The sequence below is a fragment of the Staphylococcus sp. 510 genome (genome assembly GCF_057219715.1).
Genome location: NZ_JBXVVK010000011.1, coordinates 87,301 through 105,326 on the forward strand (window position 1 = coordinate 87,301; position 18,026 = coordinate 105,326).

At 34.2% G+C, this 18,026-nt stretch carries 16 protein-coding genes and 1 riboswitch; of the genes, 9 read left to right on the plus strand and 7 right to left on the minus strand.

The annotated features are described in order from the left end of the window. Positions 1-109: 109 nt before the first annotated feature. The 7 genes from AC2D8K_RS09585 to AC2D8K_RS09615 form a co-directional block, all read right to left on the minus strand. Positions 110-2,074 carry a fructose-1,6-bisphosphatase gene (locus AC2D8K_RS09585; protein WP_002450436.1) on the minus strand — a complete coding sequence of 655 codons (1,965 nt, stop codon included), beginning with the start codon at positions 2,072-2,074 and terminating at the stop codon, positions 110-112. A 295-nt stretch (positions 2,075-2,369) separates the two neighbouring features. Continuing rightward, a complete protein-coding gene (uptA, locus tag AC2D8K_RS09590; RefSeq protein WP_002450435.1) occupies positions 2,370-2,981 on the minus strand; it encodes an undecaprenyl phosphate transporter UptA in 612 nt (203 codons plus the stop codon). A 113-nt stretch (positions 2,982-3,094) separates the two neighbouring features. Next, positions 3,095-4,093: a HesA/MoeB/ThiF family protein gene (locus AC2D8K_RS09595; RefSeq protein WP_002450434.1), complete on the minus strand. Its 999-nt coding sequence runs from the start codon at positions 4,091-4,093 to the stop codon at positions 3,095-3,097. Continuing rightward, entirely contained in the window at positions 4,093-4,860 is a 768-nt protein-coding gene (locus AC2D8K_RS09600) for a thiazole synthase (protein ID WP_002450433.1), read from the minus strand. The genes AC2D8K_RS09595 and AC2D8K_RS09600 overlap by 1 nt, the downstream gene beginning before the upstream one ends. A gap of 1 nt (position 4,861) precedes the next feature. After that, on the minus strand, positions 4,862-5,062 hold the full coding sequence (gene thiS / locus AC2D8K_RS09605; protein ID WP_002450432.1) for a sulfur carrier protein ThiS: 201 nt from the start codon (positions 5,060-5,062) through the stop codon (positions 4,862-4,864). After that, entirely contained in the window at positions 5,046-6,161 is a 1,116-nt protein-coding gene (thiO, locus tag AC2D8K_RS09610) for a glycine oxidase ThiO (RefSeq protein WP_002450431.1), read from the minus strand. Before thiO ends, thiS begins: the two co-directional genes overlap by 17 nt. Further along, entirely contained in the window at positions 6,154-6,744 is a 591-nt protein-coding gene (locus AC2D8K_RS09615) for a thiamine phosphate synthase (RefSeq protein WP_484698558.1), read from the minus strand. Before AC2D8K_RS09615 ends, thiO begins: the two co-directional genes overlap by 8 nt. 71 nt (positions 6,745-6,815) lie before the next feature. After that, a riboswitch (TPP riboswitch) is annotated at positions 6,816-6,925 on the minus strand. Positions 6,926-7,322: 397 nt separating this feature from the next. Between AC2D8K_RS09615 and AC2D8K_RS09620 the strand changes: the two genes are divergently transcribed. The 9 genes from AC2D8K_RS09620 (at position 7,323) to AC2D8K_RS09660 (ending at position 17,490) form a co-directional block, all read left to right on the plus strand. Continuing rightward, complete coding sequence (locus AC2D8K_RS09620; protein WP_002450429.1) at positions 7,323-8,597, plus strand: pyruvate MFS transporter; 1,275 nt, start codon at positions 7,323-7,325, stop codon at positions 8,595-8,597. 126 nt (positions 8,598-8,723) lie between these two features. Beyond that, positions 8,724-9,011: a putative quinol monooxygenase gene (locus tag AC2D8K_RS09625; RefSeq protein WP_002450428.1), complete on the plus strand. Its 288-nt coding sequence runs from the start codon at positions 8,724-8,726 to the stop codon at positions 9,009-9,011. A gap of 205 nt (positions 9,012-9,216) precedes the next feature. Continuing rightward, positions 9,217-11,139 carry an FUSC family protein gene (locus AC2D8K_RS09630; protein WP_002450427.1) on the plus strand — a complete coding sequence of 641 codons (1,923 nt, stop codon included), beginning with the start codon at positions 9,217-9,219 and terminating at the stop codon, positions 11,137-11,139. 121 nt (positions 11,140-11,260) lie between these two features. Then, positions 11,261-11,674: a DUF2188 domain-containing protein gene (locus AC2D8K_RS09635; protein WP_002450426.1), complete on the plus strand. Its 414-nt coding sequence runs from the start codon at positions 11,261-11,263 to the stop codon at positions 11,672-11,674. 134 nt (positions 11,675-11,808) lie between these two features. Further along, positions 11,809-12,507, plus strand: coding sequence for a GTP pyrophosphokinase (locus AC2D8K_RS09640; protein WP_002450425.1), 699 nt, complete (start codon positions 11,809-11,811; stop codon positions 12,505-12,507). Between the two features lie 156 nt (positions 12,508-12,663). Continuing rightward, positions 12,664-13,536, plus strand: a complete 873-nt coding sequence (locus AC2D8K_RS09645; protein WP_002450424.1) for an alpha/beta fold hydrolase — start codon at positions 12,664-12,666, stop codon at positions 13,534-13,536. Between the two features lie 228 nt (positions 13,537-13,764). After that, positions 13,765-14,445: a GntR family transcriptional regulator gene (locus tag AC2D8K_RS09650; RefSeq protein WP_002450423.1), complete on the plus strand. Its 681-nt coding sequence runs from the start codon at positions 13,765-13,767 to the stop codon at positions 14,443-14,445. A 25-nt stretch (positions 14,446-14,470) separates the two neighbouring features. Then, complete coding sequence (gene gntK, locus AC2D8K_RS09655) at positions 14,471-16,009, plus strand: gluconokinase (RefSeq protein WP_124228170.1); 1,539 nt, start codon at positions 14,471-14,473, stop codon at positions 16,007-16,009. A gap of 122 nt (positions 16,010-16,131) precedes the next feature. Then, positions 16,132-17,490 carry a gluconate:H+ symporter gene (locus AC2D8K_RS09660; RefSeq protein ID WP_049424485.1) on the plus strand — a complete coding sequence of 453 codons (1,359 nt, stop codon included), beginning with the start codon at positions 16,132-16,134 and terminating at the stop codon, positions 17,488-17,490. The last annotated feature ends 536 nt before the right edge of the window (positions 17,491-18,026 follow it).

Here is an 18,026-nt window from a genome sequence, read left to right on the forward strand (position 1 = left end):
TATTTTATAAGTAATATGAAACAATGAGTTGAAACATTTTGTATCATGACAATAATCCCCTCACTAAAACGCGTAGTGAGGGGATTATTTATGTGTAGTCATTTATTGTTTATTTTAAATAACGGTCATGCATTAATATTTTGAGAATATCGATTTGTGATTGTAATTCTTGGCCAACATTCGTATCTTTGATCTTTTTACGTGTGAGTTCTTCATCTACAACACGTTTGACTGATAATTCATCAGTACCATCTGACAGTACTTTTTCTTTTGTATTGAATTCTTGGTGCGCTACCAATTGCATACCAAAGGAATTATATAATAATGTATAGCCTGCTATGCCAGTGGTTGATTGATATGCTTTTGAAAAACCACCGTCAATAACTAACATTTTACCATCCGCCTTGATTGGGTCTTCACCATCAATTTCTTTTACTGGCGTATGTCCATTAATGATACGACCTTCGTCTGGATTTAAGCCAAAGTCACTTAACATTTTACGAATCATATCTACATCTTCACGAAGGTAGTAGTAAGGATTTTTCACTTCTTTGTGAGATGCCTTATCTTCAATGAAGTAACGCTCAAATGTAGTCATAGCGCGTTTACCAAATAATGAAGAATATTTGCCCGTCCATAAATACCATACTAAATCCGTAGATAAATCATCAGTGACGTCTTTGTCATCGAAAGCTTTTCTTACATGATATTCAAAGACATCTAATAGCTCACGTCCACTATGCATTTCCCCGTCAATTTCAAATGATTCCATTTCACCATTTTCATCTACAGGGATACAACCATGTATAAGTAAATTGCCATTGTATGGTAAATATAATTTACCTTCTCGCATTAAGAATGACATGTGACGACGTAATTTCTCAGATTGTTGGAATGATAATAGTAATTTGTCGATGACTTCTTGTTCTTCTTCCAGTAAGACTTCAGGATGTTGGCGATCAATCGTTTGGAAACATGTATCTTTCAATGGATATGTCTTACCGTAAACAGTGATTTCATTGTTGTCGAAATCGATTTTTTCTAGCACTAAACGTTCTTCCATTTCAAATGATGGGCGACGCTTAATGATTGGCATTTCAAGTTTGAATTGAATCATCGCAATGGCTTGATGAATCTTAGTAATTTGATGTTCTTCTCGTTGTGTTAAACTTGCTTCTTTATCTGGACGCTTTTTAGGTTTGAAAGCAGGGTTATCACCACTGTAATATTTCTCAGCTAAAGTAAGTAACGGTCTTAAGTTGATACCATATGCATCTTCAATAATATCTAGATTGTCATAACGCGCACAGATTCTAAGTAAATTAGCAAGGCATACTTTAGAACCTGCATAGGCACCAATCCAAAGCACATCATGATTTCCCCATTGAATATCTACAGAATGGTAATTAATCAATGTATCCATGATTTTATCGGGTTTAGGACCACGATCATAAATATCACCAACAACATGTAAATGGTCCACAACGAGGCGTTGTACTGTGTAAGAGAGACCAATGATTAAATCATCTGATTGTTCTAACTCGATGACTTGATTGACTAATGTTTCATAATACGTCTTTTTATTTTGATATTCATTATTTTTATATAGTAGCTCCTCAATAATATAGACGAATTGTTCTGGTAAAGCTTTGCGAAGTTTAGAACGTGTATATTTTGAAGAACAATATTTGATTAACTCAATTAAACGTTCAATGGTCGTAATATACCAAACGTTAAGTTGCCCTTTGGCATTGAATTGATTTTTAACGAGTTTGAGTTTGTCTTCTGGATAATAGACAAGGGCGGCTAAATCATTAATTTCTTTTTCGCTTAGCGACTCGCCAAATATATCATTGATTTTAGCTCTTACATTACCAGAGCCATTTCTTAAAACATGTTGGAATGATTCATATTCACCGTGTAAATCACTTACAAAGTGTTCAGTACCTTTTGGAAGCTCTAGGATTGACTCTAAATTAATAATTTCAGTTGCTAACTTTTCAGCACTATCAAATCGTTGAGATAGTAAGTCTAAGTATTTCTTCTTAAGTTCATTTTCTGTAATATGTGTCATGTCTTGTCACTCCTATTTATAAATTCCGCTCAAAGCCAGTTATTACAATTATTAATGCGCTTACATTTGATTATCAATAAAAATATAACAATTTTCAATAGCAAAGCTTTAATTGAAAAGATATTTTTAAATTTAGAAATAACGTCATAATATCAAACATTAGAAATAGCAATAGTACCCATTTCTAAAAAATGTGATTAAAGCTATAAGGAATAAGCATTGTTCATTAAAAAGTCAGAAGAACACAAAAAAGCCAACATTGTGCGCGCACAATGTTGGCATGTGATATATTTAATTATTTTACGCGTTTACGTTTGACAAAGTATCTGATGACAAAGTAAATAACGGCGATGATGATAATGACATACATTATTCTAGAATACGTATGGATACCATTCATAAGGGCGCCAAAGCTATCACTTAATAGGCGACCTAGTAAAATTAATGCGAAGTTCCAAATCGTTGTACCAAGAAGTGAAAGTGATGTGAACTTCACAATATTCATACGGTTGATACCTGCAGGAATAGTAATTAATACACGTAATACTGGTATAAAGCGGCAAAGTAATACTGCCCAGGCACCGTATCGTTTAAACCAGTCATTCGCACGTTTTAAATCACTACTTTTTAATTTCATCCATTTACCATGACGATCGACAAAGTGATATAGCTTTTCTTCTGAAATAAGACGACAAATATAATATAGAATTAATAATCCGATAAATGACGCAATCGTCGCAATGATTAATAACGTCCAAATGGATAGATGAGATTTAACTGATAGTAAACCAGCAAAGGTTAAAATAATTTCCGAAGGGACTACAGGTAATACATTCTCTAACAAGATGAGAATAAAGATAGCTGTGTATCCCCACTGACTAATAAAATTCGTTATAATTTGTTCCATTTATGTGAATAGACTCCTTTATGCATTGAAGCATATGACTTAAGTAATATAGTTTGGTAAAACCATTATAATAAAAATAATACGTAAATGCTTGTAAAAGGGGAGTCAATTTGTCATTTTATTGATTTTAAAAGTTGATGATAAAGTTCATGAACATCTGTCTCTTCTGTAATACCATGTACATTCATACGGCCATCTTTGAATAGTGTGAATGCCAAATCCTTGTGTTGGATTAATTTAGCAAATGGTGTGGATTTAATCATATGTCCTGGGAAATCTGATGCATAATCGAAACTGTGGGCAGGCAATCTAAATCTGACTGCATCTCCACACAATGGTTCGATTGTATGATTCAGTTTATCATTTAATACGTCATATTTTTGAAAATGACATACTGGACATTGATCATCCTTTAATTGACGTATATTTAATGATTGATGTTGAATGTTAAATGCATCTAATGTGATTAATTGTTGGGAAAACCCATATCCACTAATATAACGTATAGCTTCAGCCACTTCGTAACTTGCTACAATCGAAACGATAGGTGGCAAGACGCCATTGATAGCACAACTTTCACCAGTTTGAGGTACTTGTTGTAATAAACATTTAAGGCAAGGACCAGTAAAATCAATGCCATAAACGGTGCCTTTGCTACCGACAGCTGCACCATAAATCCAAGGAATATTTAATTTATGGCACACTTCATTAATTAAATAACGTATTTTAAAATGATCCATACCATCTAAAATAATGTCTGGTTGAAAGTCTTTAATGATATCTTCGATATTTGTAGACAACAATTCTTGGTGATAAGCCTTTAATTGTACATGTTGATTAATGTTAAAGACTTTCTGTTTAATTGCCTCAACTTTAGATGTCATATGTTGTGCATCTCGCTCATCATACAAAGTTTGGCGGTGTAAATTGGATAATTCCACAATATCCATATCAACGACTGCTAGTTGATGCGCGCCCATGCGTGCTAATTGGTCTACCATATGACTGCCTAATGCACCAGCACCAAGTATCATGATTTTGGTTTGCTCTAATTGAGCCTGTCCGGCTTCTCCAAAAGGTTGAAAGCGTGTTTGTCTTTCATAGCGTGACATTATAAGAAGCCTAAACCTTCTGTAGGACTTGATGCTTGTGCTGTATATTTAACAGGAATACGACCAGCTTCATATGACAGTCTACCTGCTTGAATTCCTAATTTCATAGCTTCGGCCATTTTAATAGGATCCTTAGCTGCAGATATAGCCGTATTTAATAGAATAGCATCTGCACCCAATTCCATCGCTTGACAGGCATCTTTGGGTGAACCAATACCGGCATCTACAATGACAGGGACGTTAGCATTTTGAATAATATAACTTAGATTAAGTGGATTATTGATCCCTCTACCTGTACCAATAGGTGACGCTAATGGCATTACCGCATGGACACCTAATGCTTCTAACTTTTTAGCTAACACAAGATCATTAGAGATATAAGGACAGACGATATACCCCTTATCTAATAGCACTTTACAAGCTTCATACGTTTCAAAGGGGTCAGGTAATAATGTTTCATCATCACCAATGACCTCGACTTTAATCATGTCGCATACACCAGCGTGGTTTGCAATTTCTGCAATACGAATGGCTTCTTCAGCGGTTTTGGCACCTGCAGTATTTGGAAATGTAATGAAATCTTTTAAGTTCACATTAGCTAGTGGATTTGGAAGGTTTTTATCGTATAAATTCATACGTCTAACTGCAAATGTTAATACGTTTGTTTCGGCTGCTTTAATTGCTTTGGATTGCGTTTCTTCATCCTCGAATTTGCCTGTACCTAATAATAATCGAGATTTTAATTCTAAATGACCTATTTTTAACATATTATCCGCCTCCTACAAATTCTAATAGTTCTAAACGATCATCTTCTCTGACCATTTGATTGTCAAAATCGTCTTGCTTAATTAAAGATTGATTATGTTCAACTACTACACGTTGAGGGTCTAATTCTAAGGATTCTAATATGCGTGTAATCGAATCTTCATGTTCAAAAGTAAATAAATCTCCGTTAATGATACACTTCATTTTGCTCACTCCTTGATAAACTAAATGCTGAATAGCCTGCTGGTTTAATTCCGGATAATAGCCAATTGGCAATATCTTGACCGATAATAGGGGATAACAGTATACCGTTTCGATAATGACCAGTGATGATAAATAAACCGTCATCAATTTGATCCATGATAGGTAATTCATGTTCTGTGTAAGGTCTTATGCCTGACCATTGTTTAAGAATATGACTATGCGATAGCTCAGGTATACGTTGTTGAGCATGTTTGAGTAGCCATGAAATACCAACCTCACTATTACCGACACTATAATTGTTGAATTCACTTGTCGCTCCAATTAAGTAGCGATGTTTTTCCTTTGGAACGATATAGCAGCCATTTGTCATGAACACAGTATGATTTAATTTAAGTGAGGGTTGTTCAACTAATAATACCTCACCTTTAACACCAATCACTTGTCTTGGTATAGCGTAATCTTTTAATAGCTGAGTAGACCAAGCACCACCTGCCACAATTACTTTTTTAGCATGAATATCGCTTTGATGAGTTGTAACTGTGTAATAACCATTATTGTGATGAATGTGTTGTACTTCTGTTTGATAATAGCGATGCACACCTCGTTGAATCACTGATTGTAATAAAGCTTTAGTATAGTGATTAGCGTTGATTTGGCCATCTTTTGGAATATATATAGCTAAGTCAGTTGGTTCAATATGACCATTTGAAAGGTTAAATAACGCATCATCTGAGAGTAGCTCAACGCTAGGATCTTTGGATCTAAGGAAGTCATATTGTTGAGTTAACCGTTCTACGTCTTTGGTTGAAGATGCCATTTTAATTAATCCAGATTGTTGAAATTCAATGTCGATGCCAGTTTCATGGTAGAGGGCATCACTTAATTCTGGGAATAAAGACCTAGAGGCTACTGCTAATTGAAATAATTCACTATCAGTTGTGAACTCATTTTGAGCGCCTAACATGCCACCAGCTTTATAAGAGGCATGCATACCGGGTATATCTCGGTCTACAATAGCAATATCTAAATGTGATTGGCTTAGTTGTCGAGCTATCGACATACCTATAACACCGGAACCAATAATAAGAACATCATGCATGAGAATGCCACTTCCTTTTTAAAGAGTTAATGTCACTAACAGTAGAGGTCATAAAAAATGAAATTGCACATAGACCATCAAATCCTGTAGGTAATTGTGAAATGGTGGACGGGGAAATTCCGCCTATAGCATAAATAGGCATATCAATCTTGAATACGTCATGAATCTCTTGATTTGTTCGTGGTGGTTCACCTGGGTGCGACGATGTAGAGAATATATGACCGAAAAAGACATAATCTAATTGATGCGCATGACATTGCTTAACCATTTCAATATTATGCGTTGACATACCGACGATTAACTCAGGATATTGTTGTTTTAATAAAAATGCGCGTTTGTCATTTTCTTTAAAATGAATACACTGCAAATTTAAAGCTTTGAGTAAGTTAAGATTACTGTGAATCATTATTTTATCTTTGGGAAATCCTACTGCAATGAGTCGTGTAATAAATCGTTGTAACGCCAAAGTAGACATAGGCGTTCTAAAGAGTAAGCCATCAATGGCCGGCTCTATAGTCATAAAATGCTTTAAATCCTGTAATGACAGTTCTTTATAATAAGTTATCGCAATAAATATATACATCACCTCAACAAAAAAAACGCTATTTCCACATAGTAGGGAAATAGCGTTAAATTGCTAATGAGTACTTTAAATTCATAGCTATGCCACTTCCCTACGCCAGTACAAACTGGATCAGGTTCTAGGAATTATAAAGTCACATCTTTACTCTCAGCCTTAAACAAAGGCACTTCCAGTGGATTTATATTTAATTGTATGGATGGAATAGCGCTTTCAATTTACATACAGTTTACTATTTTTTAGTGTCGGTATCAAACATGGCAACCATCTATAATTAGCTTTTAATGAAAAATAAGTACATGTAAATAATCAATTTAGATGAAGATGTAAATGAAATTGAATCGCTTATTTAAATAGTGAAAATTAAATGTAAGTATTGTTAATTTTTATTGAATAAATAATGAATATTTTTTAATTTTATATTGTAACCGTTTCCATTTCGTGCTATTATAATAAAAATTGTAGCGCTACAAGAATTTAATAGATGTGTGATTAGAAGTTAAACAGTCATCATTTGGAATTTCTGAAACTTAACGACAACACATAGAAATAACATATCATTATGGGAAGTAGGAAAAGAAATGGATAAAAAAAGAAGTAACGTTCGTTGGTTTTTTGCGATTGCATTCTTTCTCATTGGCGTTATAGCCTATATGGATAGATCTAATATCTCATATATTGCAGTACCAATGATGGAAGATTTACATTTAACAAAAACACAATTTGGTTTATTAGCGTCATTTTTCTCATTAGGTTATGCGTTAATGCAAGTACCTTCAGGGATGTTAGCAGAGAAATTTGGACCTCGTAAGATGATTACGATTGCTTTAGTATGGTGGAGTGCTTTCACAATTCTCACAGGTATGATTAAGCATCATGGTTTATTATATTTTGTTAGATTTTTATTTGGTGTGGGAGAAGCACCTATGTATCCGTCTAATGCAGTGTTCAATTCTTATTGGTTTGCTAAAAATGAAAAAGGAAGAGCATCAAGTGCGTTATTAGCAGGTTCATATTTTGGTCCTGTATTAGCACCGATTGTCACGATTGCAATTGTTAATGCATTTAATTGGCAAGCTGTCTTTTATATTTTTGGTGCAGTCGGCATTGTGATGGCAGTACTTTGGGCGATTATTGCTAAAGACTTACCTGAACAACACAAAATGGTCAATGAAGCCGAAAAACGATTTATTACTGAACATAGAGACATAGTAGATACTGATAAATCACTACCACCTTGGAAACGTTTCTTAACTCACTTTAGTTTTTATGCGATTGCGATTCAGTACTTTGTAGTACAATTCGTCATTACATTATTCTTAATTTGGTTACCAACATATTTAACAGAACAATACCATGTTGATTTTAAAGATATGTCAATTAGTTCATTACCATGGTTATTAATGTTCTTCTTAATTTTATCTGGTGGCGCGATTTCAGATAAGATTTTAAATACTGGTAAATCTCGTTTCGTCGCGCGTGGCGTCATTGCGATTCTTGGATTTGTAGTCTTTTCAATATCAATCTTTTTTGCAGTACATACTGAAAACTTATATGTCACTATATTCTGGTTATCTCTCGGCTTAGGTGGCGTCGGTATGTCTATGGGTATGAGTTGGGCCGCAGCGACAGACTTAGGTCGTAACTTCTCTGGTACAGTATCAGGTTGGATGAATTTATGGGGGAACATTGGTGCTTTAACAAGTCCATTTTTAGCAGGTGCATTTGTTGAACAACTTGGTTGGAGTATGACGTTCCAATTATTAATTATTCCAGCAATATTAGCGATTATCATGTGGTTCTTCGTTAAACCAGATCAACCATTAGTCATAGATGAACATCAATCAGTTAAATAGTTTGTTGGTTTTAAATCCAAGCAATAAATGAGTAAAAATAAGGTTTCAATACCTTGTGTCAAACTCATTTATTGCTTTTTATATTTTAATAAGTGCATAATTATAGTATAGGAAGGTGTGATTCGAATGATGATAATTAATGCAAAAATAAAAATATCAGAAGAAAAACGTGATGAATATTTAAAACTTATGGAACATTTAGTTTCCGAATCAAGAAAAGAGGAAGGCGTATTATTCTATAGCCATTATGAAGATGTGCAAGATAGAAATATATTTATCGTAGTTGAGAACTATGTAGATGAAGCGGCTATTAAGTCACATAATGAGTCTGAGCACTTACAAATGTTTAAAAATGAGATTGGTAACTTTGTAGTTGAAGCTCCAGTAATTGAAGTGGCTCAGCAAGTTAAATAAATATTTATATCGGTATAAAGGGAATTATTCATCAAAGTAAGAGAGAAATGTTATAATAGTTTTTGTGTTTTGATGAATTGCAAGCAATACATCCGATAAATTAACGCCATAGAGAGCGGAATAAAGCTGATTTCAAAATTGAAATGAGAACCTTTCCGTTCTCTTATTTATGTTCAAATAATAAAAATAGAAAGGAGAGCATGTTTTGAAGAGTTTCTTAAAGACAGTATTTTATTTTAATCGATCTAAGATTGATACGTTTAAAGGGATCAGACAAGGTTTACTAATGATTATACCTGCGTTATTAGGTTATTATTTTGGATTTTTCTCATTTGGTTTACTTATTGCTACTGGTACTTTAGCGCATATTTATGTTTTTAAAGGATCGCCACAATCTATGATTAGAACGGTGGTACTTTGTTCGTTAGCTTTCGCAGTTTGTATGATATTAGGGACATTGACAGCTGCCCAACCACTCATTTTTGGTATTTTACTACTAGTTGTAACGGTGGTGCCATTTTATATATTCACAGCATTAAAAATTGCTGGCCCATCATCAACATTCTTCATCGTGACATTTTGTTTACCAATGAACTTACCCATTGCACCTGATCAAGCATTAGTGAGAGGACTTGGTATTCTTATTGGTGGTGCATTTGCAACATTAGTCGTAATCCTAACCGTATATATGAAAAAAGAAAGAACTGAAGACAGTGCCATTAATTCGGACTTTAAAGTAATTCAAGATTTAATGAAAAATTACAATGAGCCAGAAGAATTTAAGAAAGTGGCTACATCTGCAGTATCTGCCTTTAAAGCATCTGACAAATTACTCATCACATCATCTTCTAGTAATGGTAAGTTAAGTACAAGATTTCAAAAGTTACTATTACTACATACGTCAGCACAAGGTATTTACTCAGAATTACTCGAATTAAATGAAAAGGGCACACGCCCATTACCAAATGAACTGATTGAAATGTTAGATTTTATCATTGATAAGATACGTCATCCATCTAGTAACCATCAAACCTGGAAAAAAGAAGTAGATGTAAGTCCAGAATTTGAAAACTTAATCAGTCATATATTAAAAATTGACGAAATTGCTCACGCAGATTCTGAACATTTAGAACATGAGGCAAACATCCGTAAACCTCTATATAGCAAACGTATTATACAAAATTTAACGTTAGATTCACTTGTGTTTAGAAACACATTACGATATACAGTAATCATTGCAGTGGCTATCTTTGTAGCTTTATTCTTTGGATTTGATAAAGCATATTGGATTCCGCTTTCTGCACATACTTTATTATTAGGAACATCAACGATTCACACATTAGAACGAGGTATGGCCAGAAGTTTAGGTACGTTACTGGGTGTAGTAGTACTGTCAGGTATTTTAGCCTTCACGGTACCAGCACCACTAGCAGTGATATTAATGGGCTTCGGTGCGATGATGACAGAAGCATTTGTCGGTGTTAACTATACCTTTGCAGTTATATTTATTACGATACAAGTTATCTTATTGAATGGTTTGGCATCGCAAAACTTATCCATATCCATTGCCTTCCCGCGTATTGTTGACGTGGCTATGGGGGTTGCCATTGCATTACTTGGTTTATTTATACTAGGACAACGTACGGCATCCGCATTATTACCGAACACCATTGCAGATGTTGTGAGACAAGAAGCGAAATTTTTCCATTATTTATTCTCCAGCAATGAATATAAAAATGAGGAACAAGAAAAACATTTAAATCTAATCTTATCAGTAAGATTAAACAATATGACACAAATGTATAACGCAGCAAACGGTGAATTGTTTAGTAATAAATCAGTCATTCAATATTACTACCCAAGTATATTCGCCTTAGAAGAAATTAGTTTTATGTTAAGTAGAGCCTTGAATGATAAAAATCGAACAAGAATTGACGATCAACAAATGGGCGAATACTTAGCTATCTTTGAAAATATTGCTAAGCATTTTGAATTACACTCTCATTTAGAAGTGAAAGATTTAACCGATTTACCACAATATAATTATATTAAGTCAGGCTTAATGAAGATTCAAAATAATAGTCAAAAAGAACGTAAAGATGCAAGTGAAACACTAGCATTTGCTTAAGTTTGCGAATGATTAGTCAGTCTGAGGGTTGTCTAACGTCAGAGTCCGGGGATGGTGATTGAATAGTTGAAAAGAGTGGTAAAGATAACTATCACACGCATTAACTAGGAGATGAAATACAATGCCATGGACTATGGAAGATTATCCTCAAAGCCTAAAGAATTTAGACAAATTAGAACGTAAAAAAGCGATTGATATTGCTAATGCTATGCTAAAAGATGGCTATAAGGAATCAGATGTGATTCCAATAGCTACGCAACAAGCTGAAAAATGGTATAAACAAGCATCTGAAGATGAACTAGAAGAACTTAAAAATAAACATATCACACAACATCAACAAGACAAATCAGCCCAACCGGAATTAAATGAAAAGCCAGTTCATGTATATTTCGAAGATGGTGAGTGGAAAGTAAAAACAGAAGATGCAAAACAAGCATCTGAAACATTTAAGTATAAAAAAGATGCAATAAAACGTGCGCAACACATTGCAGATAACAAAGATACTAAAGTAGTGGAACACCAAAAAGATGAATAATTGACTAATCAGGCTATCTCCATATCAGGGATAGCCTGATTTATTGTTTACGACTAAAGTAGGGAATGCAATTATTTCTTATTATCATTGAACTTCGATATAATGAAAGTGATAAAAGAGATGGAGGAAATCATATGTATGTAGAGAGAAAACCATCATTATACCTTGAAGACTTGAGATACGAATTTAAAAATAGTTTGAGTGCTATTCAAAATGGTGATGAAGCATTTGATATTTTAGTAGGATTTGTTGAACTCGATCACATTTATTCATCTGCACTTAAAGAAATAAGTACCAAGTTAAGCATTTTAGACGATAATTTCAATCATAGATATAAACATAATCCCATACACCATATGGAACGACGTGTTAAAGAGATGGGGAGTTTAGTTAAGAAACTTAAACGAAAAGGCTTAGACATTAGTGCACAAAGTGCTAGAGATCACATTATGGATATCGCTGGTATTAGGGTGATATGTAATTATATGGACGACATTTATGTTATTGAAGAGATGTTATTAAAACAGGAAGATGTCAAATTAATTAAGCGCAAAGACTATATTGAACATCCTAAAGAAAATGGTTATCGCAGCTTACATATTGTGGTGTCGATTCCAGTATTTTTAGCAGATTCTGTAGAAATTATTCCAGTAGAAATTCAAATTAGAACGATTGGTATGGACATGTGGGCGAGTCTAGAACATAAAATACGTTATAAAAATAATGCCAATACTGAAAAATATAAAGGACTATTAGAACAATGTGCAACAGAGATTACCGATGTAGAAAGTAAAATGCAACAGATTCATACTGAAATATCTAAGGATGATTAACATCACCATTAAAGAAAGATGAATAAAGTAGTAGGTCGCCAATTTACAAAAGAATGACGACTTACTACTTATTTTTATGCAAAAAGGATTTTAATTAAAGTAATATGATAAAATATTTAATATATATAATATGATTTTTAGAATTAGAGGGTTAAGATGAATAAGCAAAATTTTAAAACACAACTATACCAATTAAATAATTATGAAAATGAGCAAAGTGAAGTGATATATGCAGGTAATCCTAATTCCAAAGAGGTTATTGTCTTTATTCATGGCGCATTACTTACATATAAAATTATGACTATGTTTGAACCATACATGAGAGAATACAAACTGATATTTATCAACTGCCCTAGTAGAGGTAAGAGTTCTGAAATTGAAAGAGATAACCACACATTAGATGATTATTCAGAGCGCGTTTATGATGTATTAAGTCAAATAGTGACGGAACAACATTTGTCAGAAATAAAAGTAGTTGGTTACTCTATGGGTGGTATGATTGCTACACGTTTATTGAAATTTAATACGCTACCTATTTCGCATTTGATTTATCTAAACAGTGCTGCAAAAATCACACCAGATGGTAGTATGTTAGCACGATTATTTACCTCAGATAGTAAGCGAGACATTTTAAAAGATGAAATCGATGCAGTGAAGAATTTGCCACAATACATACTCGATAAAACGATATTTGCACAAAAAGAAAATGCGATTGAACTATTCCAATTCGTCGCACCTATTAAGACCATTATCACAGATATTTTATATACGATTAATGCTGATTACCTACCAGATATTGAAGACATAGAAACATTTCCAAAGATACTATTCATGTCCGGTAAAGAGGATCAGATTATTCCATATACAGATTCACAAGCGACATTAGAACAATTCAAAATTTATGGTGGCACAACAAAAGAAATCGTATATGAAGGAATTGGCCATCTTGATTTTCCAAGTGTATTAGAAACAAAGTCAGACCAAGAATTAGGTGTTGTAGATCATATCAAACAATGGATTCAAGAATAATTACGTATGCTATTTGCAAAATGTATTCCCAATTGTCATGAAATCCATTATTGTATTGAAACACCAGCTCAATCTTCATAATTTAGTCCGCCTGTTAAAGCTTCGATTACTTAAATAATCGAGGCTTTTTATGGTTTGAATAAAAGTAAGCGTTTGCAAAAATGTACGTCATGTATTAATATACTTGTATACAAGTATAGAACGACAAATGAAAGTGCGGTGTGAGCTATGACATATGGCTATCCAGAACAATGGAAGCGACATTTAACTACAGGTGAGGCGATAGCTGCAGAAATAAGATTAGGGATTATTAAAGGTGATATTCAAGCAGAAACGCTATTGACTGAAAATCAAATAGCTAAACAATTTAATGTTAGTCGGTCGCCTGTTAGAGATGCATTCAAGTTATTACAAACAGATCAACTCATTCATTTAGAACGAATGGGGGCACAAGTCTTACCTTTTGGTGAACAAGAAAAAAGAGAACTATATGACTTACGTTTAATGTTAGAGTCGTTTGCCTTTTCTAGATTAAGATCTCAAGATACACAACCGATAGCTAAAGAAATGAAAAAGCAACTCGAAATGATGAAAGTAGCAGTACAATTTGAAGATGCTGAATCATTTACGAAACATGACTTTGAATTTCATGAAGCTATGATTTTAGCTTCAAATCACCAATATCTCAGAACATTTTGGAATCATTTGAAACCAGTAATGGAGTCACTCATTCTCCTATCGATGAGACGCAGAATGTCGGAAGATCCTAATGATTTTGAACGTATACATCGAAATCACAATGTCTTTGTAGATGCAGTTGAAAATAAAAATGCCGAGACGTTGAGACAAGCCTTTCATTTAAACTTTGATGATGTAGGTAAAGATATAGAAGGATTTTGGTTACGCTAATATTTTAGAAAGGAAGAGATAAGATATGAAATATATGATTGGTGTCGATATTGGTACCACAAGCACCAAATCAGTACTTTATGATGAAAATGGACAATTCATTATGAAACATAACATCGGTTATGAATTACATACACCAAATGTTGATGTGTCTGAAGAGAATCCAGATGAATTATTTGATGCAGTATTGATGACTGTCAAATATGTAATCAGAGAAGCAAATATTGCTAAGGAAGATATTAAATTAATCTCATTTAGTGCCCAAATGCATAGTTTAGTTGCGATGGATGAACAACATCAACGCTTAACAGAGAATATAACTTGGGCAGATAATCGAGCAAGTAAATATGCCGACCAAATTAATCAACAACATGATGGTTTTAATATTTATAGAAGAACAGGAACACCTATCCATCCTATGTCACCATTATCGAAAATATTTTGGATGAAGCATGAACAACCAGATATATTCAATCGTACTGCCATGTTTGCAGATATTAAAACATATATTTTATATCAACTATATGAGACATATGTGATCGATCAATCCATGGCTTCAGCTACTGGTATGTTCAATCTCGAACAACTCGATTGGGATGACGACGTATTAAATTTATTAGGTATCACACGTCAGCAGCTACCAGAATTAGTGCCCACAACACATATTTTAAAAGGGATGAAGAAACGCTACGCTACATTAATGGGTGTCGATGAAAATACCCCAGTAGTTATTGGTGCGAGTGATGGTGTGTTATCTAATCTAGGCGTGAATAGTTATCGTAAAGGTGAAGTCGCCGTTACTATTGGTACATCTGGTGCTATTAGAACCGTCATAGATAAACCAAGAACGGATGATAAAGGTCGTATCTTCTGTTATGTCCTTACAGATGAACACTACGTAATTGGTGGACCAGTTAATAATGGTGGCGTTATCTTAAGATGGCTTCGTGATGAGATATTAGCAAGTGAAGTCGAAACAGCCAAACGTTTAGGTGTTGATCCTTATGACGTATTAACTCAAATCGCCAGTCGTGTTAAACCAGGCGCAGATGGCTTAATCTTCCATCCTTATCTTGCTGGAGAACGTGCACCATTATGGAATGCCGATGCACGTGGGTCATTCTTCGGCTTAACACTATCTCATAAGAAAGAACATATGATACGTGCTGCCTTAGAAGGCGTTTTATACAATCTATACACAGTTTATCTAGCTTTGATAGAAGTGATGAATGAAACACCAAGTACAATCAAAGCAACAGGTGGATTTGCTAAAAGTGAAATTTGGCGCCAAATGATGGCAGATATCTTTGACACACATTTAAGTGTGCCAGAAAGCTATGAAAGTTCATGTCTAGGTGCATGTGTATTAGGTATGAAAGCACTCGGTGAAATTGATGACTTCTCAGTAATTGAACAAATGGTAGGTACGACAAATGAACATCAACCTGATTCAGAAATCGTCGATATTTATCAACAACTTGTAAGTATCTTTATCAATATTAGTCGTTCTTTAACCGACACGTATAGTGAGATTGCCGCATTTCAACGACAGCATATGGTTTGATTTATAACAGTGCGAGACACAGATAGCATTGCATAGTTAAGTTACAACGTCACTTTGCCACTTTCGAATTCGAGCAACTTTGTAAATAAGAACAGACACATTATAGGAAGAAGGGGAATGCCATGTTTACAGAAATTTGGCCGTTAATTAGCGTTGTTTTAGGAATTGTAATCTTATTATGTTTAATTATCTTTTTAAAACTGAATACCTTTATCTCTCTAATCATTACATCAATAGTTACTGCTTTATTACTAGGTATGCCACTAGATAAAATTATGGAAACGATAGAAAAGGGTATGGGTGGTACGCTAGGACATATTGCACTTATCTTTGGGCTAGGAGCGATATTAGGGAAGCTACTTTCTGATGGGGGTGGCGCAACACGCATTGCCGATACATTAATCGCCAAATTTGGCCAAAAACATGTACAGTGGGCGATGCTCGTTGCTGCATTTATCGTCGGTATCGCTTTATTCTTTGAAGTGGGATTAGTGTTATTAATTCCATTAGTATTCACAGTAGCCAAACGTGCGAATGTATCTACACTTAAACTTGGATTACCAATGGTTACAGCATTATCAGTGACACATGGTTTCTTACCGCCACATCCTGGACCAGTGGTTATAGCTAAAGAATTAAAAGCGAATATTGGTCATGTACTCCTTTACGGTATTATTATTTCAATTCCTGTTACTTTAATCGCAGGACCATTATTTAATAAAATCGCACAAAAAATCATTCCATCTGCATATGGTAGAGAGGGAGATATTTCAGCATTAGGTGCTCAAAAGGAATTTACTGAAGAAGAAATGCCAGGGTTTGGGATTAGTATTTTAACAGCGATATTACCAGTCATCTTAATGCTCGTTTCAACATTAGTACAACTTATCACAGGACATGATTCACCTAAAAATGCATTTGAATCAATTATTTATTTAATTGGTAATGCCGGTACAGCTATGTTGATCGCAGTTATCTTTGCCATATTTACAATGGGCATATTAAGACATAGAAAAATGGACCATGTCATGGAATCAGTTACTCAAGCTATTTATCCCATAGGCATGATGTTATTAATCATTGGTGGTGGCGGTACATTCAAGCAAGTCCTTATCGATGGTGGTGTCGGTGATACGATCGCCAAAATGTTCGAAGGTACACACATGTCACCAATTCTACTTGCATGGATTGTTGCTGCAGTACTCAGAATTGCACTAGGTTCTGCAACTGTAGCCGCCATATCTACGACAGGTATTGTGATGCCATTACTGCAAGCTTCAGATGCCAATGTCGCACTTGTTGTGTTGGCAATCGGTGCAGGAAGTGTGATTTTATCTCATGTGAACGATGCAGGATTCTGGATGTTCAAAGAATATTTCGGACTAACAGTTAAAGAAACATTTTTAACATGGTCATTACTAGAAACAATCATTTCAGTATCAGGCATCATCTTTATCTTATTTATTAGTTTATTTGTATAACATTGAGGATGTAACTACCGGCTGGAAACAGTCGGTAGTTTTCTTTACACATTATTGTGTACATACCACTAGCAGTAACTATTACATATATTGTTATGTTGTTTATCAAGCACATTCGAGCGAAAAAATAAACCCGTCTTACTGTGAATAAGACGAGTTTAAAAGCTGTTTGTGTAAAACATATGAATTGAGTTAACGCTCAAAATATGTTGCTTAGTTTTTCCACCTAGTGACTAGTCGAATGGTTGCTAGTTGTATTTTTATACTTCAATAATACTATGCCATTGATTTGATTGCAATAAACAGAGAATGAAATAAAGGATATGATAAGTTTTGGTCAATTAAAATCAAATGTTAAAATAGTGTGATATTCATAATATAGGTATAACTAGGCACAATGTTTATTTAATGATAAGATAAGGTAAATATGATTAAGCTTCATACTTTAATTTAAAGGAGTAGTAGAGACTTTGAAACAAATAAAAAAAGCAATTATTCCAGCAGCTGGTTTGGGGACAAGATTTTTACCAGCAACG